This is a genomic window from Caballeronia sp. LZ043, assembly GCF_031451075.1.
GTDB lineage: Bacteria > Pseudomonadota > Gammaproteobacteria > Burkholderiales > Burkholderiaceae > Caballeronia.
In genome coordinates, this window is record NZ_JARUXT010000001.1 from 2,403,475 (window position 1) to 2,426,743 (window position 23,269).

Annotated in this window: 21 protein-coding genes; 7 read left to right on the forward strand and 14 right to left on the reverse strand. The window is 65.5% G+C overall.

The features are described from left to right. The first annotated feature begins 35 nt into the window (after positions 1-35). The 6 genes from QCE64_RS10910 (at position 36) to yacG (ending at position 5,208) form a co-directional block, all read left to right on the forward strand. Entirely contained in the window at positions 36-1,232 is a 1,197-nt protein-coding gene (locus QCE64_RS10910; protein WP_310003759.1) for a GspE/PulE family protein, read from the forward strand. Then, on the forward strand, positions 1,229-2,446 hold the full coding sequence (locus QCE64_RS10915; RefSeq protein ID WP_310003760.1) for a type II secretion system F family protein: 1,218 nt from the start codon (positions 1,229-1,231) through the stop codon (positions 2,444-2,446). Before QCE64_RS10910 ends, QCE64_RS10915 begins: the two co-directional genes overlap by 4 nt. Before the next feature lie 31 nt (positions 2,447-2,477). Next, the gene (locus tag QCE64_RS10920; protein WP_309918554.1) at positions 2,478-3,401 is read left to right on the forward strand and encodes an A24 family peptidase; all 924 of its coding nucleotides are present in this window, start codon (positions 2,478-2,480) and stop codon (positions 3,399-3,401) included. Positions 3,402-3,432: 31 nt separating this feature from the next. Continuing rightward, positions 3,433-4,044 carry a dephospho-CoA kinase gene (coaE, locus tag QCE64_RS10925; RefSeq protein ID WP_310003762.1) on the forward strand — a complete coding sequence of 204 codons (612 nt, stop codon included), beginning with the start codon at positions 3,433-3,435 and terminating at the stop codon, positions 4,042-4,044. A 152-nt stretch (positions 4,045-4,196) separates the two neighbouring features. Then, positions 4,197-4,952 (forward strand): cell division protein ZapD, encoded by a 756-nt coding sequence (gene zapD, locus QCE64_RS10930; RefSeq protein ID WP_309809957.1) that lies wholly within the window; start codon positions 4,197-4,199, stop codon positions 4,950-4,952. A gap of 64 nt (positions 4,953-5,016) precedes the next feature. Continuing rightward, entirely contained in the window at positions 5,017-5,208 is a 192-nt protein-coding gene (gene yacG / locus QCE64_RS10935; protein ID WP_309918562.1) for a DNA gyrase inhibitor YacG, read from the forward strand. 25 nt (positions 5,209-5,233) lie between these two features. Here the strand turns inward: yacG and QCE64_RS10940 are convergent, their stop codons facing one another. The 4 genes from QCE64_RS10940 to secA all read right to left on the reverse strand — a co-directional run bounded on the left by QCE64_RS10940 (position 5,234) and on the right by secA (position 10,769). Beyond that, positions 5,234-5,665 (reverse strand): NUDIX domain-containing protein, encoded by a 432-nt coding sequence (locus QCE64_RS10940; protein ID WP_309918565.1) that lies wholly within the window; start codon positions 5,663-5,665, stop codon positions 5,234-5,236. After that, positions 5,662-6,525 (reverse strand): ATP-binding protein, encoded by an 864-nt coding sequence (locus QCE64_RS10945; RefSeq protein WP_309918567.1) that lies wholly within the window; start codon positions 6,523-6,525, stop codon positions 5,662-5,664. Before QCE64_RS10945 ends, QCE64_RS10940 begins: the two co-directional genes overlap by 4 nt. A 26-nt stretch (positions 6,526-6,551) precedes the next feature. Next, positions 6,552-7,793, reverse strand: coding sequence for a bifunctional glutamate N-acetyltransferase/amino-acid acetyltransferase ArgJ (gene argJ, locus QCE64_RS10950; RefSeq protein ID WP_310003764.1), 1,242 nt, complete (start codon positions 7,791-7,793; stop codon positions 6,552-6,554). A gap of 156 nt (positions 7,794-7,949) precedes the next feature. Continuing rightward, a complete protein-coding gene (gene secA, locus QCE64_RS10955; RefSeq protein ID WP_309809975.1) occupies positions 7,950-10,769 on the reverse strand; it encodes a preprotein translocase subunit SecA in 2,820 nt (939 codons plus the stop codon). A 298-nt stretch (positions 10,770-11,067) separates the two neighbouring features. On the opposite strand from secA, the gene QCE64_RS10960 reads away from it, so the two are divergent. Further along, on the forward strand, positions 11,068-11,559 hold the full coding sequence (locus tag QCE64_RS10960) for a DUF721 domain-containing protein (protein WP_309931063.1): 492 nt from the start codon (positions 11,068-11,070) through the stop codon (positions 11,557-11,559). A 53-nt stretch (positions 11,560-11,612) separates the two neighbouring features. Here QCE64_RS10960 and lpxC read toward each other — a convergent pair whose 3' ends face one another. The 10 genes from lpxC to murD form a co-directional block, all read right to left on the reverse strand. Then, positions 11,613-12,530 carry a UDP-3-O-acyl-N-acetylglucosamine deacetylase gene (lpxC, locus tag QCE64_RS10965; protein WP_310003766.1) on the reverse strand — a complete coding sequence of 306 codons (918 nt, stop codon included), beginning with the start codon at positions 12,528-12,530 and terminating at the stop codon, positions 11,613-11,615. Between the two features lie 263 nt (positions 12,531-12,793). Continuing rightward, entirely contained in the window at positions 12,794-13,297 is a 504-nt protein-coding gene (locus tag QCE64_RS10970) for a peroxiredoxin (protein ID WP_309918579.1), read from the reverse strand. A gap of 290 nt (positions 13,298-13,587) precedes the next feature. After that, positions 13,588-14,796: a cell division protein FtsZ gene (gene ftsZ / locus QCE64_RS10975; RefSeq protein WP_309809990.1), complete on the reverse strand. Its 1,209-nt coding sequence runs from the start codon at positions 14,794-14,796 to the stop codon at positions 13,588-13,590. A 109-nt stretch (positions 14,797-14,905) separates the two neighbouring features. Next, positions 14,906-16,138, reverse strand: coding sequence for a cell division protein FtsA (ftsA, locus tag QCE64_RS10980; RefSeq protein WP_309809993.1), 1,233 nt, complete (start codon positions 16,136-16,138; stop codon positions 14,906-14,908). A gap of 26 nt (positions 16,139-16,164) precedes the next feature. Further along, complete coding sequence (locus tag QCE64_RS10985) at positions 16,165-16,917, reverse strand: cell division protein FtsQ/DivIB (RefSeq protein WP_309809994.1); 753 nt, start codon at positions 16,915-16,917, stop codon at positions 16,165-16,167. A 50-nt stretch (positions 16,918-16,967) separates the two neighbouring features. After that, on the reverse strand, positions 16,968-17,909 hold the full coding sequence (locus QCE64_RS10990) for a D-alanine--D-alanine ligase (protein ID WP_309918582.1): 942 nt from the start codon (positions 17,907-17,909) through the stop codon (positions 16,968-16,970). Between the two features lie 25 nt (positions 17,910-17,934). Continuing rightward, complete coding sequence (gene murC, locus QCE64_RS10995) at positions 17,935-19,344, reverse strand: UDP-N-acetylmuramate--L-alanine ligase (RefSeq protein WP_309918585.1); 1,410 nt, start codon at positions 19,342-19,344, stop codon at positions 17,935-17,937. After that, on the reverse strand, positions 19,345-20,463 hold the full coding sequence (gene murG / locus QCE64_RS11000; protein ID WP_310003768.1) for an undecaprenyldiphospho-muramoylpentapeptide beta-N-acetylglucosaminyltransferase: 1,119 nt from the start codon (positions 20,461-20,463) through the stop codon (positions 19,345-19,347). Continuing rightward, the gene (ftsW, locus tag QCE64_RS11005) at positions 20,460-21,755 is read right to left on the reverse strand and encodes a putative lipid II flippase FtsW (RefSeq protein WP_309918590.1); all 1,296 of its coding nucleotides are present in this window, start codon (positions 21,753-21,755) and stop codon (positions 20,460-20,462) included. Before ftsW ends, murG begins: the two co-directional genes overlap by 4 nt. Beyond that, positions 21,752-23,263 carry a UDP-N-acetylmuramoyl-L-alanine--D-glutamate ligase gene (murD, locus tag QCE64_RS11010; RefSeq protein WP_310003771.1) on the reverse strand — a complete coding sequence of 504 codons (1,512 nt, stop codon included), beginning with the start codon at positions 23,261-23,263 and terminating at the stop codon, positions 21,752-21,754. The genes ftsW and murD overlap by 4 nt, the downstream gene beginning before the upstream one ends. Positions 23,264-23,269 lie beyond the last annotated feature (6 nt).

Consider the following 23,269-nt stretch of genomic DNA (forward strand, 5'->3'; position numbering starts at 1 on the left):
TGATCGTTTCATTCCGACTGCGACGACCCCACGCCATGACCCACCCTTCACGCGAAGCATTCGCGCGCCCGTCTCACCTCGCCGACCCCGCTCCGGACAACGAGGCGCCTGCCGTCTCGCTGCTTGCCGAAACGCTGCGCGAGGCGGCGGCGCGCGGCGCGTCCGACATTCACGTCGAACCTGCCGAGCATGACTGGCGCATCCGTGTGCGCGTCGACGGCGTGCTGCACGTGCTCAGGCGTCCGCCGCCGCATCTGCGCGACGCCTTCGTTACGCGCATCAAGGTGCTGGCGCGCATGGACATCGCCGAGCGGCGCGTGCCGCAGGACGGCCGGCTGCGTCTGCATCTGGCGGGCGGGCAGGTCGGCGACTATCGCGTGAATTCGCTGCCTACGCTGTTCGGGGAAAAGCTGGTGCTCCGGAGGCTCGACGCGCTGCCGCCCGATCTGTCGCTCGGCGCGCTCGGGCTCGACGAAGCGCAGAGCCGCGTCGTCGAAGGAGCGATCCGCGCGCCGCACGGGCTCGTGCTCGTGACGGGGCCCACCGGCAGCGGCAAGACGCTGTCGCTCTATTGCTTCCTGCAACTGCTGAACGCCGAGGCGCGCAACGTATGTTCGGTGGAGGATCCGGTCGAGATCCAGCTCGCCGGCATCAATCAGGTGAGCGTGCGCGAAAAGGCCGGGCTGACCTTCGCTGTCGCGCTGCGGGCGTTCATGCGGCAGGATCCGGACGTCATCATGGTGGGCGAAATCCGCGACGCCGAAACCGCCGATGTCGCCGTGAAGGCCGCGCAGACCGGCCATCTCGTGCTCTCCACGCTGCACACCAACGACGCGCCCGCCGCTATCGCGCGGCTCATCGACATCGGCATCGCGCCTTATAACCTCGCGTCGGCGCTGCGGCTCGTCACGGCGCAGCGGCTGGTGCGCAAGCTTTGCACGGCGTGCCGCGCAGCCTCGGCGCTGGCGCTGGACGGCGGCTTCCATCCCTTCGAGCCGCGCGGGTGCCCGGCATGTCATGGCATCGGCTATCGCGGGCGGATCGGTGTGCATCAACTGATGCCCGTGTCGGATCAACTGCGCGAACTGATCGTCGCGCGTGCCGCCACGCATGCCATCGCGCGCGCCGCTCAGGCGCAGGGCATGCCCGCGCTGCGCGAGGCGGCCTTCGCCCGCGTGCGCGAAGGCGTGACGAGCGTCGCCGAGGCCGCCGAAGCAACGGAGCTCGGATGATGCACGCCGCCAAGCAGGAAGGATCGGAGCTGCGCTACGCCTGGCGCGGGCTGGATGCGGACGGCCGCGAACAGCGCGGGCGGATCATCGCCGTCGATGCGCCGTCGGCCCGCGCGGCGCTGCGGCGCAACGGCGTCATCGTCACCGTGCTCGATATGACGGGCGTCGCGCCGCCGCCGAAAGCCACCGCCGCCGAGATCACCCTTTTCACGCGCCAGCTGACCAGCCTGCTGCGCGCGGGACTGCCGCTCGCCGGCGCCCTCGATCTGATCGGAAACAGCACGACGCGCAGCGGACTGCCGCGCATCGTGCGCGCGCTATCCCGTGGCATCACGCGCGGCCTGCCGTTTTCGGCCGCGCTCGCGCATCATCCGGACGCGTTCGGCACGCTCTACTGCCAGCTGGTCTCGGTGGGCGAAGTGGCCGGCGCACTGCCCGCGGTACTCGCGCGTCTCGCCGACGATCGCGAGCGCGCCGCGTCGCAACGCGCCCGGCTGCGTACCGCGCTGGCCTATCCGGTGATGGTGCTGCTGCTGTCGCTGGCGATCACGGCGGGACTGCTGATCGGCGTCGTGCCCACCTTCAAGACGATCTTCGACGGCTTCGGCGCCGCGCTGCCCGCGCCCACGCGCTTCGTGCTTGCGCTCTCCGACGGCGTCGCTCGCTTCGGTGTGCCGTTCTTCGCTGCGTCGGGCTGCCTCGCGCTGGCCGCGTGGCGCTGGCTGAAGCGCTCGCCGGATGCGCGCGAAGCGGCGGATCGACTGAGCTTGCGCCTGCCGCTGATCGGCTCGCTGTTGCGCGCGCTGGCCGTGGCGCGCTGGAGCCGTGCGCTCGGCACCTTGCTGTCCGCCGGCACGCCGCTGTCCGATGCCTTCGATTCGCTCACCCACGCCACCGGCAACCGCGTCTTCGACCGCGCGACTGTCGAGATCGCCGCGCGCCTGCGCAACGGCGAGCGGCTCGCGGTCGCCATGCGCGCGCCAGGTTGCTTCCCGCCGGACGTGGTGCAGCCTATCGCCGTCGCTGAGGAATCCGGTTCGCTCGACGCCATGCTGCTCGACCTCGCCGCCTTGGCCGATCGTCAGGTCGACGAGCGCATCGGCGGCTTTGCCAGCCTGTGCGAACCCATCGTCATTGCCGTGCTGGGCGCGCTCGTGGGCGGTCTCGTCATAGCGATGTATCTTCCCATCATTCAGCTCGGCAACGTGGTGTAGCATCGCGGGCCAAAGCCATCCATCGTTCATCATGCAACCCTCGTTCGATCCGTCCGCCGCGCATGTCGCCAGCCGCTACGCGGAAGCCTTCGCGATGCTGCCCGTCGCCGCGCAGTACGGGTTCGCCATCGTGTTCGGTCTCGTGATCGGCAGCTTTCTGACGGTGGTCGTGCATCGCCTCCCGGTCATGCTGGAGCGCGCCTGGCGGGCGGAAGTCGCCGCCGCCGCCGCGGATGGTCCGAACACGTCGAGCCCCGCCGAAACCGACTCCTACCCCGCGCGTTACAACCTCGCCGTGCCGCGCAGCGCGTGTCCGCACTGCGGGCATGTGTTGCGCGCCTGGGAGAACATTCCCGTGGTGAGCTATCTCGCACAACGCGGACGTTGCTCGGCATGCGGCGCGCGCGTGAGCCCGCGCTATCCGCTGACGGAACTGGCAACCGGCGCGCTCGCCGCGCTCGCGCTGTCCGCGTACGGTCCGGGATGGGACGCGCTCGCCGCCTTCGGACTGTGCGCGACGCTGCTCGTCGCGGCCCTCATCGACTACGACACGCGCTATCTGCCCGATGTGCTGACGCTGCCGCTGCTGTGGGCGGGCCTCATCGTCAATCTGGGCGACACAGGCTTCACCAGCTTGCAGAACGCGGTAAGCGGCGCGATCGCCGGGTATCTGTTCCTGTGGTCCGTGTACTGGCTCTTCAAGCTCGCGCGCGGCGTGGAAGGCATGGGCTACGGCGACTTCAAGCTGTTCGCCGCCATCGGCGCCTGGCTTGGCTGGGCGCCGCTCGCGCAGGTGGTCCTGATCGCAGCCATCGCGGGCGCGGCATTCGGCATCGTCGCGACGATGCGCAAGCGCATGCGCTTCGAAGAGCCCCTGCCGTTCGGACCGTTTCTTGCGGCCGGCGGAGCAATCACGCTGTTCGTCGGCACCCCGCTGTACGCCATGTTCGGATGAACGCATCGGCATCTTAGGAGAACCTGCGCGCATGTTCAGCATCGGACTTACCGGAGGAATCGGCAGCGGCAAGAGCACGGTCGCGGATCTGTTCGCCGCACGCGGCGTACCGCTGATTGACACCGATCTCATCGCACACCAGATCACGGCGCCGGGCGGCGTCGCCATGCCGCTGATCGCCGCGGAGTTCGGCCAGGACTTCGTGGCGGCGGACGGCTCGCTGGACCGCGCGAAAATGCGCACGCTCGTCTTCTCCGACGACACCGCGAAAGCACGCCTCGAAGCCATCGTGCATCCGCTCATCCGCGCCGAGACAGAACGGCAACGTCATAGTGCAGCGGGTCCGTATCACATCGTGGTCGTGCCTCTGCTGGTGGAATCCGGCTCGTGGTCGGAGCGCGTGTCGCGCGTCCTCGTGGTCGACTGTCCGGTCGAAACGCAGATCGCGCGCGTCATGCGCCGCAACGGCTTTGCGCGCGAACAGGTGCTCGCGATCATGGCGAAGCAGGCAGCACGCGAGACCCGGCTCGCCGCCGCCGACGACATCGTCCTCAACGACGATTCCGCCACGCTCGATCACCTCGCCGAACAGGTGAACACGCTTCACGCGCGCTATCTGACACTCGCGAACGGCAGCGCCTGAGTTGCCCGAACGTCTCGAAAGTTCCCGCTTTTGCTTCGAAAGACGCAACGAGAGGCCCGATTTTGCCCTGATTTGCTAGGGTGAGGATGCGGCATTAGAATGTGCTCACTTCCGCTCATGGAAGCAACCGACCCACGCCGAGGCGAGCGCGCTTGATCCTTTACGAGTACCCCTTCAACGAGCGCATCCGGACGCTGTTGCGGCTCGAAGACCTGTTCGAGCGCTTCACGTTCTTTCTGACTCAGGAAGACGCGCGCGAACATCACGTCGCGCTCACGACGCTCTTCGAAATCGCCGAAGTGGCGGGCCGTACGGATCTGAAAGCCGACCTCATGAAGGAACTCGAGCGGCAGCGGCAAACGCTCGCACCGTTCCGCGGCAATCCGGGCATCGAACAGGAAGCGCTGGAAGCGGTGCTCGGTGAAATCGAGCAGACGCTCGCCGGCCTCACCGACATGCACGGCAAGACGGGCCAGCACCTCGCCGACAACGAATGGCTCGCGAGCATTCGCAGCCGTACGATCATTCCCGGCGGCACCTGCAAGTTCGATCTTCCGTCGTACTACGCGTGGCAGCAGTTGCCCGTGGAGGAACGTCGCCAGGACATCGCCAAATGGGTCATGCCGATGCTCGCACTGCGCGACGCGGCCGCCATCGTGCTGCGCCTCGCCCGTGAATCCGGTCAGGCGTCGAAAGTGATGGCGATGCAGGGCAGCTATCAGCAGATGTTGTCCGGGCGCACTTATCAGCTGATGCAGGTGCGCGTCTCGCCCGATACGCGCGTCATTCCCGAAGCGAGCGCGAACAAGTACATGCTGTGGGTGCGCTTCACGGTGCAGGACGGCGACCTCAAGCCGCGCGCAGTGGACGTCGACGTGCCCTTTCATCTGACGCTTTGCAGCCTTTGAATCCGGAGCGGTCTGGCCTCATATGGTCAAATACCGTCTGTAACCGGCTCGAATCGCACCCGTCATGACCACTGTCGTCAAATGCCCGACCTGCAGCAAGGATGTCCGCTGGGTCCCTGAAAACCGCTTTCGCCCGTTCTGCTCGGAGCGCTGCAAGCAGATCGATCTCGGCGCGTGGGCGGCCGAGAAATACAAGATCGCGGGGAATGCGCAGGAAACGCCGCCGGACGACGACCAGCACGGCGGCCTGAACTAAAGCTCGATCAGAGCCTCGAAAAGTCTTATTCCCGCTCTTCTTCTTCGAGCCATTCCAGAATGGGAATGGCCGCCGGAAGCAGCGGCGCCACTTCGACAGGCAGCGTCTGCCACGCAATCGCCTGTCCCTCGCGGCCGAGCGGCGTGCCCTTCCACTCCGTCACCTTGCAGAAGAACAAGCGCACGTAGGCATGCGGGTAATCGTGCTCGAGCGTGCGCCACAGCTGGCACGCGGTGACATCGATGCCCAGTTCCTCGTGCAGTTCGCGCCCGAGCGCCGCCTCGATGCTCTCGCCCGCCTCCAGCTTGCCGCCCGGAAACTCCCAGTAACCCTCATACGGCTTGCCGGCGGGGCGTTGCGCGAGCAAATAGCGGCCGTCGTGCTGCACCATCACGCCGACGGCCACTTCCGTCACCTTGCGGCCGTCGGGCGCGAGATCGCTCTGTGCGCCGCTCACTGCTTGCGTCCCGACCAGTCGCGCGCGAACTGCCACGCCACGCGTCCCGAGCGCGAGCCGCGTTCGAGCGCCCACACCAGCGCATCGCCGCGCGCGCCTTCGATCTCCGCGTCAGCGCAGCCGAAATGCTTCAGCCAGTGGCCGACGATCGCCAGGTAATCATCCTGCTTGAACGGGTAGAAGCTGACCCACAGGCCGAAGCGCTCGGACAGCGAGATCTTCTCTTCGACGACTTCGCCCGGATGAATCTCGCCGTCGGACGTGTGCTTGTAGGTCTCGTTGTCGCTCATGTACTCGGGCAGCAGATGGCGGCGGTTCGAGGTTGCGTAGATCAGCACGTTGTCGGACTGCGCGGCTACCGAGCCGTCGAGCGCCACCTTCAGCGCCTTGTAGCCCGACTCGCCTTCCTCGAACGAGAGGTCGTCGCAGAACACGATGAAGCGCTCGGGCCGCGCCGAAATCAGATCGACGATATCGCCGAGATCGTGCAGATCGTCCTTGTCCACTTCGATCAGACGCAGGCCGTCCTTCGCGTAGGCATTGAGGCACGCCTTGATCAGCGACGACTTGCCCGTACCCCGTGCGCCCGTCAGCAACACATTGTTCGCAGGCAGCTTCTTCACGAATTGCAGCGTGTTCTGCTGGATCAGCCCTTTCTGGCGATCGATGTTCTGCAGGTCGTCGAGCGAGATGAGCGAAATGGCCGGCACCGGCTGCAGGAAGCCGCGGCCCTGACGCTTGCGCCAGCGGAACGCGACCGCGGCTTCCCAGTCGATGTCCGGCGCCGCGGGCGGCAACATGCCTTCGATGCGCGCGAGCACTGCTTCGGCGCGCGTGAGAAATTGTTCGAGCTTGTCCATTGTCGGTATCGTTGCGCGCCGCCCGATCAGGAGCGATAGTCGGCGTTGATGCTCACGTAATCGTGCGAGAGATCGCACGTCCAGATGGTGGCCTGCGCGTTGCCGCGACCAAGCAGCACGCGAATCGCGATTTCGCTCTTCTTCATCACGCGCTGGCCGTCTTCTTCCTTGTAATCCGGATTGCGCCCGCCCGCTTTCGCGACCAGCACGTCGTCGAGATAGAGATCGACCTTGCCGACATCGAGGTCCGTCACGCCGGCATAGCCGATCGCCGCGAGAATGCGGCCGAGGTTCGGATCCGATGCGTAGAACGCCGTCTTCACGAGCGGCGAATGACCGATCGCGTAGGCAATCTGACGGCATTCCGCTGCATCGCGGCCGCCTTCGACGGTCACGGTCATGAACTTGGTCGCGCCTTCGCCGTCGCGCACGATGAGTTGCGCCAGTTCCTGCGCCACTTCGGTCACGGCATCGCGCAGCGCGGCGTAGGCCGGGGAATCGGTGGACGTGATGGCGGGCAGGCTCGACTTGCCCGACGCGATCAGGATGAACGAATCGTTCGTCGAGGTATCGCCGTCGATCGTGATGCAGTTGAACGAGCGATCCGCCACATGCTTCACCAGCGCGTCGAGCACCGGCTGCGCGACGTTGGCGTCGAAGGCGAGGAAGCCGAGCATCGTCGCCATGTTCGGCTTGATCATGCCCGCGCCCTTGCTGATGCCCGACAACGTGACCACGTGCCCGTCGATGGTGACCTGACGCGACGTGGCCTTCGGCAGCGTGTCGGTCGTCATGATGGCCTGTGCGGCGTCGAACCAGTGCGCCGGCTGCTGGTTCGCGAGCGCGGCAGGCAGGCCGGCCTTCAGGCGGTCGAGCGGCAGCGGCTCCAGAATCACGCCGGTCGAGAACGGCAGGATCTGTTGTGCGTCGAGGCCGGCGAGGCGCGCCAGTTCCGCGCAGGTTTCGCGCGCGATCACCATGCCCGGCTCGCCCGTGCCCGCGTTCGCATTGCCGGTATTCACGACGAGCGCGCGAATGCCCTTGCTGCCCTGACCCGCCGCCGCGAGATGCTCGCGGCACACGATGACCGGCGCGGCGCAGAAGCGGTTCGTGGTGAACACGCCGGCGACGCTCGCGCCTTCATCGACGCGGATGACGAGCACATCCTTGCGATTGGGCTTGCGGATATTCGCCTCGGCCCAGCCTAGCGTGACGCCGGCGACGGGATGAAGCGCTGCGGGATCGATCGAGGGAAAGTTGACGGCCATGTTCGCGTCTCGCTGAGGATGGCGCGTGCCGGCGGATGCACCGGCACGGGATGAAAGACTGACGCGGACCGGCTGAGCCGGACCGGCGCCGTGAAAAAGGGAATCTGCAAAAACAAACGACGCATCGCTGCGTCGCTTGTTCTGTGTCAGCAGCGATTAAGCCAGCTTGCCGTGACAGTTTTTGTACTTCTTCCCGCTGCCGCACGGGCAGGGATCGTTGCGGCCGACCTTCGGCACGTCGTCGACACCGCGCGTCACGACGCTGACGTCCTCGCTGCCCGCGCCCGCCATGGCCTGGCTGACCATCTGCGCGGCGGCGTTCGCGGCGCTGGCGGCCGGGGTGGGTTCGGCGGCGGGCGCGTTGAAGTCCGCGTGCTGGAACGACACGTTCTCCAGATGGCTGCCCTTCTCTTCGTACTGCTCGGCCGCTTCTTCCAGTTGTTCCGGCGACTGGATCTGCACGTTCATCACGACCCGCGTCACTTCCTGCTTCACGGAATCGAGCATCGCGGCGAAGAGTTCAAACGCCTCGCGCTTGTATTCCTGCTTCGGATTCTTCTGCGCATAGCCGCGCAGATGGATGCCCTGACGCAGGTGATCGAGCGCGGCCAGATGCTCGCGCCAGCGGCTGTCGAGCGTCTGCAGCATGATCGAACGCTCGAACGCGCTGAACGATTCGCGGCCCACCAGCGTCACCTTCGCTTCATACGCTTCGTCGGCGGCGGCGAGCACGGCTTCGGAGATTTCCTCGGCGTCGATCGAATTCGACTCGTTGATCATCTCCTGCACCGCGAGATCCAGCGACCACTCGTTGCGCAGCACCTCTTCCAGCTCGGGCGCTTCCCACTGCTCCTCGATGCTGCCCGCCGGCACGAACGTGCGCACCACGTCGCCGATCACGCTCTGGCGCATCGCCGCGATGGTTTCCTGCACGTCGTTGGCTTCGAGCAGTTCGTTGCGCTGCTGGTAGATCACCTTGCGCTGGTCGTTGGAGACGTCGTCGTATTCGAGCAGCTGCTTGCGGATGTCGAAGTTGCGCGCTTCGACCTTGCGCTGCGCGCCCTCGATGGAACGCGTGACCATGCCCGCTTCGATCGGCTCGCCTTCCGGCATCTTCAGACGATCCATGATGGCGCGCACGCGGTCGCCCGCGAAGATGCGCAGCAGCGGATCGTCCAGCGACAGATAGAAGCGCGACGAACCCGGATCGCCCTGACGGCCGGCACGGCCGCGCAGCTGGTTGTCGATACGGCGCGACTCGTGACGCTCGGTGCCGATGATGTGAAGGCCGCCCGCGGCCTTCACGTTGTCGTGCAGCGTCTGCCATTCGTCGTGCAGCTTCTGGATGCGCGCGGCTTTCTCGTCTTCGGGAATCGAAAGATCCGCCTCGATGAACGACGCCTGCTTCTCGACGTTGCCGCCCAGCACGATGTCGGTGCCGCGGCCGGCCATGTTCGTCGCGATGGTGACGACGCCCGGACGCCCCGCTTCCGCGACGATGGCCGCTTCACGTGCGTGCTGCTTCGCGTTGAGGACTTCGTGACGCACGCCGGCCTTGCCGAGCAGGTCCGACAGCAGTTCGGACGCTTCGATCGACGTCGTGCCGACCAGCGTAGGCTGACCGCGCTCGACACAGTCCTGGATGTCGCGGATCACCGCGTCGTAGCGCTCTTTTGAGGTCTTGTAGATCTGATCCTGCTTGTCGACGCGCTTCGGCGGCCGGTTGGTCGGGATCACGACCGTTTCGAGACCGTAGATCTCGTTGAATTCGTAGGCTTCCGTGTCCGCCGTGCCGGTCATGCCGGACAGCTTCGCGTACATGCGGAAGTAGTTCTGCAGCGTGATGGAGGCGAGCGTCTGGTTCTCGGCCTGGATCTGCACGTGCTCTTTCGCTTCCACAGCCTGATGCAGGCCGTCCGACCAGCGGCGGCCGGTCATCATGCGGCCGGTGAATTCGTCGACGATCACGACTTCGCCGTTCTGCACCACGTAGTGCTGGTCGCGATGGAACAGCGTGTGCGCGCGCAGTGCGGCGTACACGTGGTGCATCAGCGTGATGTTCTGCGGCGCGTAGAGGCTTTCGCCCTCGCCGATCAGGCCCCACTCGGCCAGCAGGCGTTCGGCCTTCTCGTGGCCGGATTCGGTCAGGAACACCTGACGCGCCTTTTCGTCCAGCGTGTAGTCGCCCGGCTTCTCGACGCCGGTGCCGTCGGCCTTTTCCTCGCCGATCTGCTGTTCGAGCAGCGGCGGCAGCGCGTTCATGCGGACGTACAGGTCCGTATGGTCTTCCGCCTGGCCGGAGATGATGAGCGGCGTACGCGCTTCGTCGATCAGGATGGAGTCCACTTCGTCGACGATCGCGAAGTTGAGCGGACGCTGCACCCGCGCGTTCGGCTCGTAGACCATGTTGTCGCGGAGGTAGTCGAAGCCGAATTCGTTGTTGGTGCCATACGTGATGTCCGCGGCGTAGGCTTCCTGCTTCTGCTCGTGCGCCATCTGCGAGAGATTCACGCCGCAGGACAGGCCGAGGAAGTTGTAGAGGCGCGCCATCCATTCGGCATCACGCTGCGCGAGGTAGTCGTTCACCGTGACGACGTGCACACCGCGGCCCGACAGCGCATTCAGATACGCCGCGAGCGTGGCGACGAGCGTCTTGCCTTCGCCGGTGCGCATTTCCGCGATCTTGCCGTAGTGCAGGACCATGCCGCCGATCAGCTGGACGTCGAAGTGACGCATCTTCAGCACGCGCCGGCTGGCTTCGCGGCACACCGCGAACGCCTCGGGCAAGATCACGTCCAGCGACTCTCCGCCCGCGACACGTTGACGGAATTCGTCGGTCTTGGCGCGCAGTTGATCGTCCGAATACTTCTCGACGGTCGGCTCGAGCGCATTGATCGCCGCAACGGTCTTTTGGTACTGCTTGACCAGCCGCTGATTGCGGCTGCCAAAAATCTTTTGAAGGAAACCGGTCGTCATCGGATCAGTGTCTGCGTCGCGGCTTCGGACGGGCGACAGCACCAAGCTGCGTCCGGGCTCGGAGAACCTCGGCGACTTAAGTCCATAGGGTGAAATTCGAATCGGGAATTTTAGCACGCGACTATGGCAGAGCTTGCGTCGGCTTGCCTGAGCGCGCGTCGGCGCAATGCGACAGTCAACCCGCCGAAAGCTTGCCGCGCCATGCGTTTTCCTGCGGGCCTCGTCCAGCGCTGCCGTCTGCCTCACGTACAATCGAACGTGTCTTTGAACGGTCCTGTCAGGGTCCGCACCCATCAAAATGAGCCGCTTTTCTACAAATTCAAGGCAAGGCACCCGGAAGGTCGATCCGCGACGCCCGCAGGCTGTCGCCGACGTGCTCGGCCGCACCGATGCGTTCCAGGCGTTGCGCGCGGGCGTCGAGCAGGTTGCCGCCCTGCAGCGCGATCTGGGCGCGCTGCTGCCGGATTATCTTGCTTCGAACGTGGAGCCGGGCTTCATCAAGGACGGCGTGCTGGCGCTGTTCGCCGCGCACAATGCGCTCGCCGCGCGCCTGCGGCATCTCGAACCCCGTCTGCTCTCGGACCTCCAGGCGCGCGGCTGGGCCGTGAATGCGTTGCGCATTCGCGTGCGTCCGCAGCCGATGAAAGAGCCCGCGCAGCCGAAGCAGGCGCGCATGTCGCAAGCGGGCGCGTCTGCGCTGCAGGACCTGGCCGAGGCGCTCGAACCGTCGCCACTTCAGGAAGCGCTGGCGCGAATGGCGTCACGTCATCGCCTCACGCAAAAAAAATGAGCGGCGCTTGCGCGTCGCTCATCTCATGTTGCCGCCGGCTGCTGCCGCTTTGATCAGGCAAATGCCGTTTGCGTGTCGAAGCCGAAACCGCGCGGCGCCTGCTTGCTGTCCTCGAACGTGACGATCTCGTAGGCGTCCTCGTGTGCGAGCAACTCGCGCAGCAGCATGTTGTTCATCGCGTGGCCGCCCTTATACGCGTTGTACGAAGCCAGCAGCGGATGTCCCACCACGTAGAGGTCGCCGATCGCGTCGAGCATCTTGTGCTTGACGAACTCGTCGTCGTAACGCAAGCCGTCGTTGTTCAGGATGCGGTATTCGTCCAGCACGATCGCGTTGTCCATGCTGCCGCCGCGCGCCAGACCCAGCTCGCGCATCATCTCGACTTCATGCGCAAAGCCGAACGTGCGGGCCCGGGCGATCTCGCGGACATACGACGTGGTCGCGAAATCCACTTCCAGCGCCTGACCGGTCTTGTCGACGGCCGGATGACGGAAGTCGATAGTGAAGCTCAGCTTGAAGCCGAAGTACGGCTCGAGACGGGCGAACTTGTCACCGTCGCGGACCTCGACGGGCTTCGTGACCTTGATGAATTTCTTCGGCGAATTCTGCTCTTCGATACCCGCCGACTGGATCAGGAACACGAAGGAAGCCGCGCTGCCGTCCATGATCGGGATTTCCTCGGCGGTGACATCGACGTACAGATTGTCGATGCCGAGGCCCGCGCACGCCGACATCAAGTGCTCGATGGTGGACACGCGCGCCCCGTCCTTCTGCAACACGGACGCGAGCCGGGTATCGCCGATCGACATCGCGGACGCGGGGATATCGACTGCCTGGGGCAAATCGATACGCGAAAACACGATGCCCGTGCCAGCCGGCGCGGGCTTCAGGGTCAGCTCGACCTTGCGGCCGGAATGGAGCCCGATTCCCACGGTCTTGACGACGGTCTTGATTGTTCGCTGCTTCAACATGATGTTCTTTTCCGATTTACATTCCCTATAAAGAGAATCAATCACTCACTTTATTCCAATAGGCCGAATTATACTCTATTCGCCAGGCGCCGTCGTGCTTCGGGACGTATCAACTGTTTCCCTGTGTTACTCGCGCACGGCATTTTTGAAAGTAGAACGGGCCGATGCCCGGAATGGAGGCATTTCCGGTCATCGGCCCCAAGTTGCGGCGGATTACGAGGGCGCCATCAGCGTTGCGCTACGGCAACGCGGCGCCGCTGGAATCAGCGCAACGTCGCGAGGATGCTTCGAGCGTCGCTGACTTCGAACTTGCCGGGCGCTTCGACGTGCAGCGTCTTGACCACGCCGTCGTCGACCACCATCGCGTAACGCTGGGAACGGATTCCCATGCCACGCTCGGTCAAATCCTGATCCAGTCCGAGTGCCTGGGCGAAACGCGCACTGCCGTCCGCGATCATCTTCACCTTGCCCGCGGTTTGAAGATCGCGTCCCCACGCGCTCATGACGAACGCGTCGTTGACGGAAACGCACCAGACCTCGTCGATGCCGGCAGCGGACAGCTCCGCCGCCGCCTCGACATAGCCGGGCACGTGCCTGGCGGAGCACGTCGGCGTGAACGCGCCCGGCAATCCGAAGATCACCACGCGTTTGCCTGCGCACCGCTCGCGCGCCTGGAACCCGTTCGGTCCCACGGCGCAGCCTTCCGTCGCCTCCTCGATGAACTCGAAGAGACGCACATCCGGCAGCGTGTCACCCACTTTGATCATGCTCGGTCCTTCCCTTGTCAGTGCTCGTGAACCTGCTCGCGATCGCATCGTCCCGCGAATCCTGCCCGACGGCGTGACGGTCATGCGGCTTCCATCCGGATTCCCCAGCCTCGGGGAGCGAAAGCGTGGGGGTCGGCTGGCCACGGCCCGGCGTCCGTCTGTGAATCAGGACGCGGCCTTGGACAGTCGCCCCACGTGATGCCTGCATGAACCGCGCAAGACGTCCGGCGCGGCAACGCGGTGAGCTGCTTCGTCAGACTTCGTTCAGCAGCAAATCACGTGCGCGACGCTCAGTCGGCCTGCTTGCGCAGGAACGCCGGAATGTCATACGTATCGACACCCTTTTCCTGCAAAGCCTGCACATGCGATGCCGCCGTCTCGCGCGTCGAACGCCACACCGCCGGGGTGTCGAGCTGACCATAATCCGTGGTCGACTGGCCGTGCTGCGAACCGTACGAATTGTGCGCCGTTTGGGGACCGTGTGCGATCGGCTGGTTGTCGGTGCCGGTACGGAGCAGGGTCATCGGCGCTTGCTGCTGCTTCTTCGCCGCGCGGCCCAGACCCGTCGCCACCACCGTCACGCGCAGGGCGTCGCCCATTGCGTCGTCATACACTGCACCGAAGATCACGGTGGCATCGTCAGCCGCGTAGGACTTGATGGTGTTCATCACTTCACGCGTTTCCGACAGACGCAGCGAACGGCTCGACGTGATATTCACCAGCACGCCGCGCGCACCCGACAGATCCACACCTTCCAGCAGCGGGCTGGCAACAGCCTGCTCGGCAGCCAGACGCGCGCGATCGACGCCGGCAACCGTCGCCGTGCCCATCATCGCCTTACCCTGCTCGCCCATCACGGTCTTCACGTCTTCGAAGTCGACGTTGACCAGGCCATCGACATTGATTATTTCAGCGATACCCGCGACAGCGTTGTTCAGCACGTCATCCGCGCACTGGAAGCACTTGTCCATCTCGGCGTCATCGCCCATCACCTCGAACAGCTTGTCGTTCAGCACGACGATCAGCGAGTCGACGTGATCCTCCAGTTGCTGCGAACCAGCTTCTGCAACACGCATGCGGCGGCCGCCTTCGAACTCGAACGGCTTGCTCACGACGCCAACGGTCAGAATGCCCATTTCCTTGGCGATCTGCGCGACCACCGGCGCCGCGCCCGTGCCCGTGCCGCCGCCCATGCCTGCCGTGATGAACACCATGTGCGCGCCGCGCAGTGCATCGGCGACACGCTCGCGTGCATCTTCCGCCGCTTCCTTGCCCTTCTCAGGCTTGGCGCCTGCGCCGAGACCGGTCATGCCCAGTTGCAGCACCGTCGGCGCGCGCGAACGGGCCAGCGCTTGCGCGTCGGTGTTCATCACGATGAAGTCGACGCCCTGCACACCGCGGTTGATCATGTGCTGAACTGCATTACCGCCCGCACCACCAACACCCACGACCTTGATGATCGTGCCGTTGGTTTCCGTTTCCAGCATTTCGAAATCCATGTTGCCTCCGTCAAGAATGAAGATCGGCGTTATTCGATGAGAGATCGGGCAACCTCACATCGCGCGCCAGCCGCCGGTACCAGCGCGTAATTCGTTTGCTGCGTATTCGTCAGAAATTCCCGAGGAACCAGTCCTTCATCCTCGTAAAAACTTGTCCCATCGATCCGTTCTGCACCGCGACCTTGCGGCCGCGCATGCGTTGCGAGCGTCCTTCGGCGAGCAGGCCCATCGCGGTGGAGTAGCGCGGATTGCGCACCACGTCCGCGAGACCGCCCGCGTATTCCGGCACGCCGATGCGCACCGGCTTCAGGAAGATGTCTTCGCCGAGTTCGACCATGCCGGGCATCATCGCGGCGCCGCCGGTCAGCACGACGCCGCTCGACAGCAGCTCTTCGTAGCCCGACTCGCGCACCACCTGCTGCACCAGCGAGAACAGCTCCTCGACGCGCGGCTCGACCACCGCCGCCAGCGCCTGGCGCGACAGCGTGCGCGGGCCGCGTTCGCCGAGTCCCGGCACTTCGATCATTTCGTCCGGATCGGCGAGCGCCTGCTTCGCGATGCCGTAGCTCACCTTGATGTCTTCCGCGTCGGGCGTCGGCGTGCGCAGCGCCATGGCGACGTCGCTCGTGATCTGGTCGCCGGCGATGGGGATCACGGCTGTGTGGCGGATCGCGCCTTCGCTGAAGATGGCGATGTCAGTCGTGCCGCCGCCGATATCGACGAGCACCACGCCCAGTTCCTTCTCGTCCTCGGTCAGCACCGCCAGCGACGACGCCAGCGGCTGCAGCACGAGGTCGTTCACTTCGAGGCCGCAGCGGCGCACGCACTTGACGATGTTCTGCGCCGCGCTCACCGCGCCCGTGACGATGTGCACCTTCACTTCCAGCCGGATGCCGCTCATGCCGATCGGCTCGCGCACGTCTTCCTGGCCGTCGATGATGAATTCCTGCGTCAGGATGTGCAGCACCTGCTGGTCGGTCGGGATGTTGATCGCCTTGGCCGTTTCGATCACGCGCGCGACGTCCGCCTGCGTGACTTCCTTGTCCTTGATCGCCACCATGCCGCTCGAATTGAAGCTGCGGATATGGCTGCCCGCGATGCCGGTGAAGACGTTCGTGATCTTGCAGTCGGCCATCAGCTCGGCTTCCTCCAGCGCGCGCTGGATGGACTGCACCGTGGCCTCGATATTGACCACGACGCCCTTCTTCAACCCCTTCGAGTCGGCCTGACCGAGTCCGATCACCTCATAGTGGCCTTCGCCCTTCAGTTCGGCGACGATCGCGACCACCTTCGACGTTCCGATGTCGAGGGAAACCAGCAGGTCTTTGTAGTCTTTGCTCATAGCGTGCTCATGCCCGTGATGTCTGCTTACTTCTTGGCCTTGTCGGTGTCATTGATGAAGCGCATGTTCGCTGCTCGTATCGCGAAGCCGTTCGGGTAACGCAAATCCGCATATTCGATCTCCTTGCCCCAGCGCCCCGTGACCGCCGGCCACGACGCGACGAAGCGCTTGCTGCGCTCGAGCAGCGTGTCCTGATTGCGCTCACGCCCGAGTTCGACCTGCATGCCGTTCGAGAGCTTCACCGTCCACGCGAAACGCGGCGACAGCGTCACTTCGTCCGGCTTCGCATCCAGCGGCGCGAACCACTTCTCGAAGTCGTGATAGCGCGCGACCACTTCCTTCGCGGTGCCTTCCGGTCCGTCGAACGCGGGCAGGTCGTCGTCCAGCTCGCCCTGGTTCGCGGTGAACAACTCGCCGTCCGTGCTCACCAGCTGATCCGTGCCCCACGTGCCGAGCGGCTTGTATTCCTCGAGCGTCACTGCAAGCGCGTTCGGCCAGACCCGGCGCACGCTCGCATGCCGCACCCACGGCACCTGTTCGAACGCGGTCCGCGCCGAATCCAGGTCCACCGTGAAGAAATTGCCCTTCACGCGCCCGACCACGCTCGCACGGATCACCGGCGAACTGATGTGGGTCGTGTCGCCGTCGATCTGGATTTCGCGCAGCCGGAACTCGGGACGCTGGATCGCCCAGTAACCCGCGGCGCCCAGCAGCAGCAGCACGAGTACGACGTGCAGCGCATTGGCGGCGAGGTTGAGTTGGCGAACGTTGTTCCACATAGTTTCGCTGCTACAGGTCCGGTGAGTGATCGCTTTATTGCTTTGCTGCTTTATTGCTTCAAGGTCAGGGACAGCACCTGCACGACGAGATCGCTGTAGCTGATGCCGACCGCACGCGCGGCTTTCGGCGGCAGCGAGTGATCCGTCATGCCGGGCGCCGTGTTCACTTCCAGGAAATACGGATTGCCGTCGGCGTCGAGCATGAAGTCGGCGCGGCCCCAGTCGGTGCAGCCGAGGATGTCGAACGCGCGCTTCGTCAACTGCTTCATGCGCGTTTCCTCGGCTTCCGTCAGGCCGCACGGAATCAGGTACTGCGTGTCGTCGGCGACGTACTTCGCGTGATAGTCGTAGAACTCGCCGGCCGGCACGATCTTGATGACCGGCAAATCCAGGTCGCCCGCGATGCAGCAGGTGTATTCGCCGCCGCCCTCGATGCTCTGCTCGACGATCACGATCTTGTCGAAACGCGCGGCTTCCGCCAGCGCCGCGCCGAGCGTTTCGGCGCTCTTCACCTTGATGACCGCGACGCTCGACCCTTCGCTCGCCGGCTTCACGAAGAGCGGCAAGCCGAGCTTCGCGATGATGTCCTGCGCGCGCGCTTCATAGTCTTCGTCGCGGAAGACGGTTTCGAACGGCGGCGTCGGGATGCCGGTCTGCTGCCACACGAGCTTGGTGCGCAGCTTGTCCATGCCGAGCGCGGAACCCAGCACGCCGCTGCCCGTATAACGGATGCCGTAGAAATCCAGCGCGCCCTGCAACTGTCCGTTCTCGCCGTAACCGCCGTGCAGCGCGATGAACGCGCGCTCGAAGCCTTCGCTCTTCAGTTCCGCCAGCGGACGCTCGGCCGGGTCGAACGGATGCGCATCCACGCCGGCGGCGCGCAGACCTTCGAGCACGAGCCGCCCGGAGTTGAGCGACACCTCGCGCTCGGCGGAATGACCGCCCAGCAGCACCGCGACTTTGCCGAAGAGTTTCGGATCGATTCGATTCACTTGATTGCTCGTTACGTCTGTCATGTCAGTTCTGACCGCTCGTCGTGCTTGTGGCATTGGCGAGCTTGCCGCACACCCCGCCGATGGAACCCGCGCCCATCGTGATCACCACATCGCCGTTGCGCGCGAGCGTCGTGATCGCATCCGGCATCTCGTCCACCGTGTCGACGAACACCGGCTCGACCTTGCCCGCCACCCGAATGGCCCGCGCGAGCGCCCGGCCGTCGGCGGCGACGATCGGCGCTTCGCCCGCGGAGTACACCTCGGTGAGCACGAGGGCATCGACCGTCGACAGCACCTTCACGAAGTCTTCGAAGCAGTCGCGCGTGCGCGTGAAGCGATGCGGCTGGAACGCCAGCACCAGACGGCGCCCCGGAAACGCGCCGCGCGCCGCCGCAATGGTCGCGGCCATTTCCACCGGGTGATGACCGTAGTCGTCGATCAGCGTGTACGCGCCTTCGCCTGCGTTCGCGTTCACTTCGCCGTAGCGCTGGAAGCGCCGGCCCACGCCGTTGAATTCGGCGAGCGCACGCTGGATATCGGCATCCGGCACTTCGAGTTCAGTCGCAATCGCAATGGCCGCGAGCGCGTTCTGCACGTTGTGCGTACCCGGCAGGTTCAGCACGATGTCGAGCGACGGCGCGTCGGTGCGCAGCGTCGTGAAATGCATGCGGCCATTGCGCGCCTCGACGTTCACCGCGCGCACTTCGGCTTCCGCGCCGAGGCCATAGCGGATGATCGGCTTCGATACGAACGGCAGGATCTCGCGCACGTTCGGATCGTCGACGCACAACACCGCGATGCCGTAGAACGGCAGACGGTGCGTGAACTCGATGAACGCCTGCTTGAGCCGCGCGAAGTCGTGGCCGTAGGTGTCCATGTGATCGGCGTCGATGTTCGTGATGACTTCGATCACCGGGAACAAATTCAGGAACGACGCATCCGACTCGTCCGCTTCGGCCACGATGAAGTCGCCGGTGCCGAGCCGCGCGTTCGCGCCCGCGCTGTTGAGACGCCCGCCGATCACGAAGGTCGGATCGAGCCCGCCCGCCGCCAGCACGCTCGCGACGAGCGAGGTGGTCGTGGTCTTGCCGTGCGTGCCGGCAATCGCGATGCCCTGCTTCAGGCGCATCAGCTCCGCGAGCATCACGGCGCGCGGCACGATGGGCACGCGGCGATGGCGCGCGGCCAGCACTTCGGGATTGTCGGAACGCACGGCCGTCGACACGACGACCGCGTTCGCGCCTTCGATGTTGTGCTCGTGATGGCCGATCTCGACACGCGCGCCGAGTGCGCGCAGGCGTTCGGTCACCGGGCCGTTCGAGAGATCCGAGCCGCTGACGTGGTAGCCGAGATTGAGCAGCACTTCGGCGATGCCGCTCATGCCCGCGCCGCCGATCCCGACGAAGTGAATATGCTTGACGATATGTTTCATTCAGTGTGCCTCCCGAGCTTGCGCGTCGAAACGCGCGCCCGCCACGTCGGCGCAAATACTCGCGACCTTCTCGGTCGCGTCCGGCTTCGCCAGCTCGCGTGATCGCACGGCCATTCCGGCCAGCGTTTCGCGGGTCTGTACGCGCAACCAGTCGGCGAGCTTTTGCGCCGACAAATCATGTTGTTGTATCAGCTCGGCCGCGCCGTTCTTCGCGAGGAACGCGCCGTTGGTCGTCTGGTGATCGTCGACGGCGAACGGGAACGGCACGAACAACGCAGCCACGCCCACGGCCGCAATTTCGGAAACGGTCATGGCGCCCGAGCGGCAGATCACGAGATCCGCCGCCGCATAGGCGCTGGCCATGTCTTCGATGAACGGCACGAGTTGCAGGTCTTCGTCCTGCACGAGGCCCACCGCCGCGTAATGTGCTTCGAGCGCCGCAATATGCTTCGCGCCCGCCTGATGCACGATGCGCGGACGCTGGTCCGATGCGAGCAGCGCGAGCGCCTTCGGCACGGTTTCGTTCAGCGCCGCAGCACCAAGACTGCCGCCGACGACGAGCACATTCAGGCGTCCCGAACGCGCGGCGTAGCGTTCTTTGGGTGGCAAAGCGCTGGTTAGTTCCGCACGGATCGGATTACCCGTCCATTCCGCATTCGGCAGAGCATTGGGGAACGCCACCAGCACGCGCTTCGCGAGATGCGCGAGCAGCTTGTTCGCGAGTCCGGCGATCGAATTCTGTTCGTGCAGCACGAGCGGGCAGCCCGCGAGCTTCGTCATGATGCCCGCCGGAAACGTGATGTAGCCGCCCATGCCGAGCACCACATCCGGCTTCACGCGGCGCAGCGCAGCGAGACTCTGCGTGCAGGCGCGCAGCAGGTTCACCGGCAGCATCAGCTTGGTCTTGAGACCCTTGCCGCGCACGCCGCCGAAGCGCACGTATTCCATCGGAATGCCGTGCTTCGGCACGAGCGTCGCCTCCATGCCGGACGCGTTGCCGAGCCATACCACGCGCCAGCCGCGCGACTGCATCCAGTGCGCGACCGCGAGCCCCGGGAACACATGGCCCCCGGTGCCGCCCGCCATCACCATCAAGGTGCGGTCGCGTCGCGCGCTCATACTTTTCCTCCGCGCATCAGCACCCGGTTTTCATAGTCGACGCGCAGCAGCACCGCCAGCGCGACGCAGTTCAGCAGAATGCCCGAGCCGCCGTAGCTGACGAGCGGCAGCGTGAGACCCTTGGTCGGCAGCAGGCCGAGGTTCACGCCCATGTTGATGAAGGTCTGCGCGCCAAACCAGATGCCCACGCCCTTCGCCATCAGGCCGGCGAAGGTGCGGTCGAGCGCAAGCGCCTGGCGACCGATCTCGAACGCACGGCGCACGATCCAGTAGAACAGCAGGATCACGCAGATCACGCCGACGAAACCAAGCTCCTCGCCGATCACAGCCAGGATGAAGTCGGTATGCGCTTCCGGCAGGTAGTTGAGCTTCTCGACACTGCCGCCGAGTCCGACGCCGAACCACTCGCCGCGTCCGAACGCGATCAGCGAGTGCGTCAGCTGATAGGCCTTGCCTTGCGCGTAACGGTCGTCCCACGGATCGAGGTAGGCGAAGATCCGTTCGCGACGCCACGGCGACGCCCACACCAGCAGCGCGAAAGTGCCGACGGCCGTTGCCACCAGGCCGCCGAACAGCTTGCCGTTCACGCCGCCGAGGAACAGCACGCCCATCGCGATGGCCGCGATCACCATGAACGCGCCCATGTCCGGTTCGAGCAGCAGCAGCGCGCCGACGAAACCGACCGCGACGGCCATCGGCAGGAAGCCCTTGCCGAAGCTGTGCATGAACTCCTGCTTGCGCACGGTGTAGTTCGCGGCGTAGATGGTCACCGCGAGCTTCATGATTTCCGACGGCTGCATGTTCGTGATGCCGAGCGGAATCCAGCGGCGCGCGCCGTTCACGCCCTTGCCGATGTGCGGGATCAGCACGATGATCAGCAGCACCAGCGAGATGAGGAAGAACTTCGGCGCGTACTTTTCCCAGACCTTGATCGGAATCTTGAAGGCGATCACCGCGCCGACGAGCGCTGTCGCAATCGAGATCAGGTGGCGCACGAGGAAGTGCCAGTCGCGGTAGCTCGAATACTTCGGCGAATCCGGCATCGCGATGGACGCCGAATACACCATCACCACGCCCAGGCCGAGCAGCGCGATCGTCACCCACAACAGCGAATAGTCATAGTCGAGCATGCGCGAGCGCGCGGGACGCACGCCGTTCACCGCGCTCGAAATGCCGCCCGCGCTTTCGCGGCGCGAACGCATGCCGGAGTCCGTGCGGCCCGCGAGCGAGTCGTGCGAGACCACGTTGCGCTGGCCCGTCAGTTTCGATCCGAAGCGTTCCGTCCAGCTCATAGCATCACTCCCCGCGCGGCGGCGATTTCTTCGACCGCGCCGCGAAACACGTCGGCGCGATGTGCGTAGTTCTTGAACATGTCGAGGCTCGCGCACGCGGGCGAGAGCAGCACGGCGTCGCCGGCTTCCGCGATGCGCGCGGCGGCGTTCGTCGCCGCTTCGAGCGTGGCGTGGTCTTCCAGCGCGACGCCGGTGGCGGCGAGCGTCTCGCGCAGGCGCGGCGCGTCGCGGCCGATCAGCATCACCGCGCGCGCCCAGCGGCCGACCGGCGCTTCGAGCGGCGAGAAGTCCTGGCCCTTGCCGTCGCCGCCGGCGATCAGCACGACGCGTTGCGCGAGGCCGTCGAGCGCCGCGACCGTGGCGCCGACATTGGTGCCCTTGCTGTCGTCGACGTAATCGACGCCGTCGATCTGCGCGATCACTTCCACGCGATGCGGCTCGCCGCGATATTCACGCAGCCCGTGCAGCAGCGCCGCGAGCGGCAGGTCGATCGCGCGCGCGAGCGCCAGCGCGGCCAGCGCGTTCGCCGCGTTGTGCAGGCCGCGGATGCGCAGCGCGTCGGCGGGCATCAGACGCTTCGACACGAGGTTCGGCTCGGCGGCTTCCTGCTTGCGGCGACGCGACGGCGCGGGCTCGCCCGAGGCGTCCTGATCGATGCCTGCCACCAGCCACAGCATGCCGTTGTCACGCAGCAGCCCGTAGTCGCCGACGAACGACGGCTCGTTCAGACCGAAGCTCACCACGCGGTCCTGCGCGATGTTCTTCGCGAGCGCCATGGTGCGCGAGTCGTCGCGGTTCAGCACGCGCACCGTGCGCGGCCCGAAGATGCGGCCCTTCGCGGCGGCGTAGGCATCGAGGCCGCCGTGCCAGTCGAGGTGATCCTGCGTGATGTTGAGCACCGCGGCGGCGTCCGGCGCGAATGTGTGCGCGGTTTCCAGCTGGAAGCTCGACAGTTCGAGCACCCACACGTCAGGCAGCGCGGTCTGGTCGATGGCTTCGGTCAGCTTGTCGAGCATGGCCGGGCTGATGTTGCCCGCCACCGCCACCGTCTTGCCCGCGCGCTGGCACAAGAGGCCGGTGAGCGCGGTGGTCGTGGTCTTGCCGTTGGTGCCGGTGATCGCCAGCACCTTCGGCGCATAGCCATTCGCGCCGAGCCCGGCAAGCGCCTGCGCGAACAGTTCAAGTTCGCCCCACACCGGAATGCCGCGCTCGTTGGCAGCGGCGATCAGCGGCGCGAGGTCTTCCGCGAGCGGCGACAGCCCCGGGCTGATCGCGACCAGCTCGATGCCGCCGTCCAGCAATTCGGGCGTGAAGGCGCCGCCGACGAAGTCCGCATCGATCCTGTGGACGGCCAATTCGGAGAGATTGGGCGGCGTCTCGCGCGTGTCGGCGATACGCAGGCGGCAGCCGTGCCTGGCGCACCAGCGCGCCATCGCCAGACCGGATTCACCCAGTCCCAGCACGAGCACCATCGGACTTTGCCGACCCACGAACTTCTCGCCAAACATCGCTTT

Bases quoted from the DNA above. Each gene is read 5' to 3' on its own strand.
- secA (WP_309809975.1), bottom strand. From the start codon at position 10,769: ATGACGACCGGTTTCCTTCAAAAGATTTTTGGCAGCCGCAATCAGCGG.
- QCE64_RS10945 (WP_309918567.1), bottom strand. From the start codon at position 6,525: ATGGACAAGCTCGAACAATTTCTCACGCGCGCCGAAGCAGTGCTCGCG.
- QCE64_RS10915 (WP_310003760.1), top strand. From the start codon at position 1,229: ATGATGCACGCCGCCAAGCAGGAAGGATCGGAGCTGCGCTACGCCTGG.
- QCE64_RS10910 (WP_310003759.1), top strand. From the start codon at position 36: ATGACCCACCCTTCACGCGAAGCATTCGCGCGCCCGTCTCACCTCGCC.
- murG (WP_310003768.1), bottom strand. From the start codon at position 20,463: ATGAGCGCGCGACGCGACCGCACCTTGATGGTGATGGCGGGCGGCACC.
- ftsZ (WP_309809990.1), bottom strand. From the start codon at position 14,796: ATGGATTTCGAAATGCTGGAAACGGAAACCAACGGCACGATCATCAAG.
- QCE64_RS10970 (WP_309918579.1), bottom strand. From the start codon at position 13,297: ATGATCAAAGTGGGTGACACGCTGCCGGATGTGCGTCTCTTCGAGTTC.
- argJ (WP_310003764.1), bottom strand. From the start codon at position 7,793: ATGGCCGTCAACTTTCCCTCGATCGATCCCGCAGCGCTTCATCCCGTC.
- QCE64_RS10960 (WP_309931063.1), top strand. From the start codon at position 11,068: ATGAGCCGCTTTTCTACAAATTCAAGGCAAGGCACCCGGAAGGTCGAT.
- murC (WP_309918585.1), bottom strand. From the start codon at position 19,344: ATGAAACATATCGTCAAGCATATTCACTTCGTCGGGATCGGCGGCGCG.
- lpxC (WP_310003766.1), bottom strand. From the start codon at position 12,530: ATGTTGAAGCAGCGAACAATCAAGACCGTCGTCAAGACCGTGGGAATC.
- ftsW (WP_309918590.1), bottom strand. From the start codon at position 21,755: ATGAGCTGGACGGAACGCTTCGGATCGAAACTGACGGGCCAGCGCAAC.
- yacG (WP_309918562.1), top strand. From the start codon at position 5,017: ATGACCACTGTCGTCAAATGCCCGACCTGCAGCAAGGATGTCCGCTGG.
- QCE64_RS10920 (WP_309918554.1), top strand. From the start codon at position 2,478: ATGCAACCCTCGTTCGATCCGTCCGCCGCGCATGTCGCCAGCCGCTAC.
- QCE64_RS10985 (WP_309809994.1), bottom strand. From the start codon at position 16,917: ATGTGGAACAACGTTCGCCAACTCAACCTCGCCGCCAATGCGCTGCAC.
- murD (WP_310003771.1), bottom strand. From the start codon at position 23,263: ATGTTTGGCGAGAAGTTCGTGGGTCGGCAAAGTCCGATGGTGCTCGTG.
- coaE (WP_310003762.1), top strand. From the start codon at position 3,433: ATGTTCAGCATCGGACTTACCGGAGGAATCGGCAGCGGCAAGAGCACG.
- ftsA (WP_309809993.1), bottom strand. From the start codon at position 16,138: ATGAGCAAAGACTACAAAGACCTGCTGGTTTCCCTCGACATCGGAACG.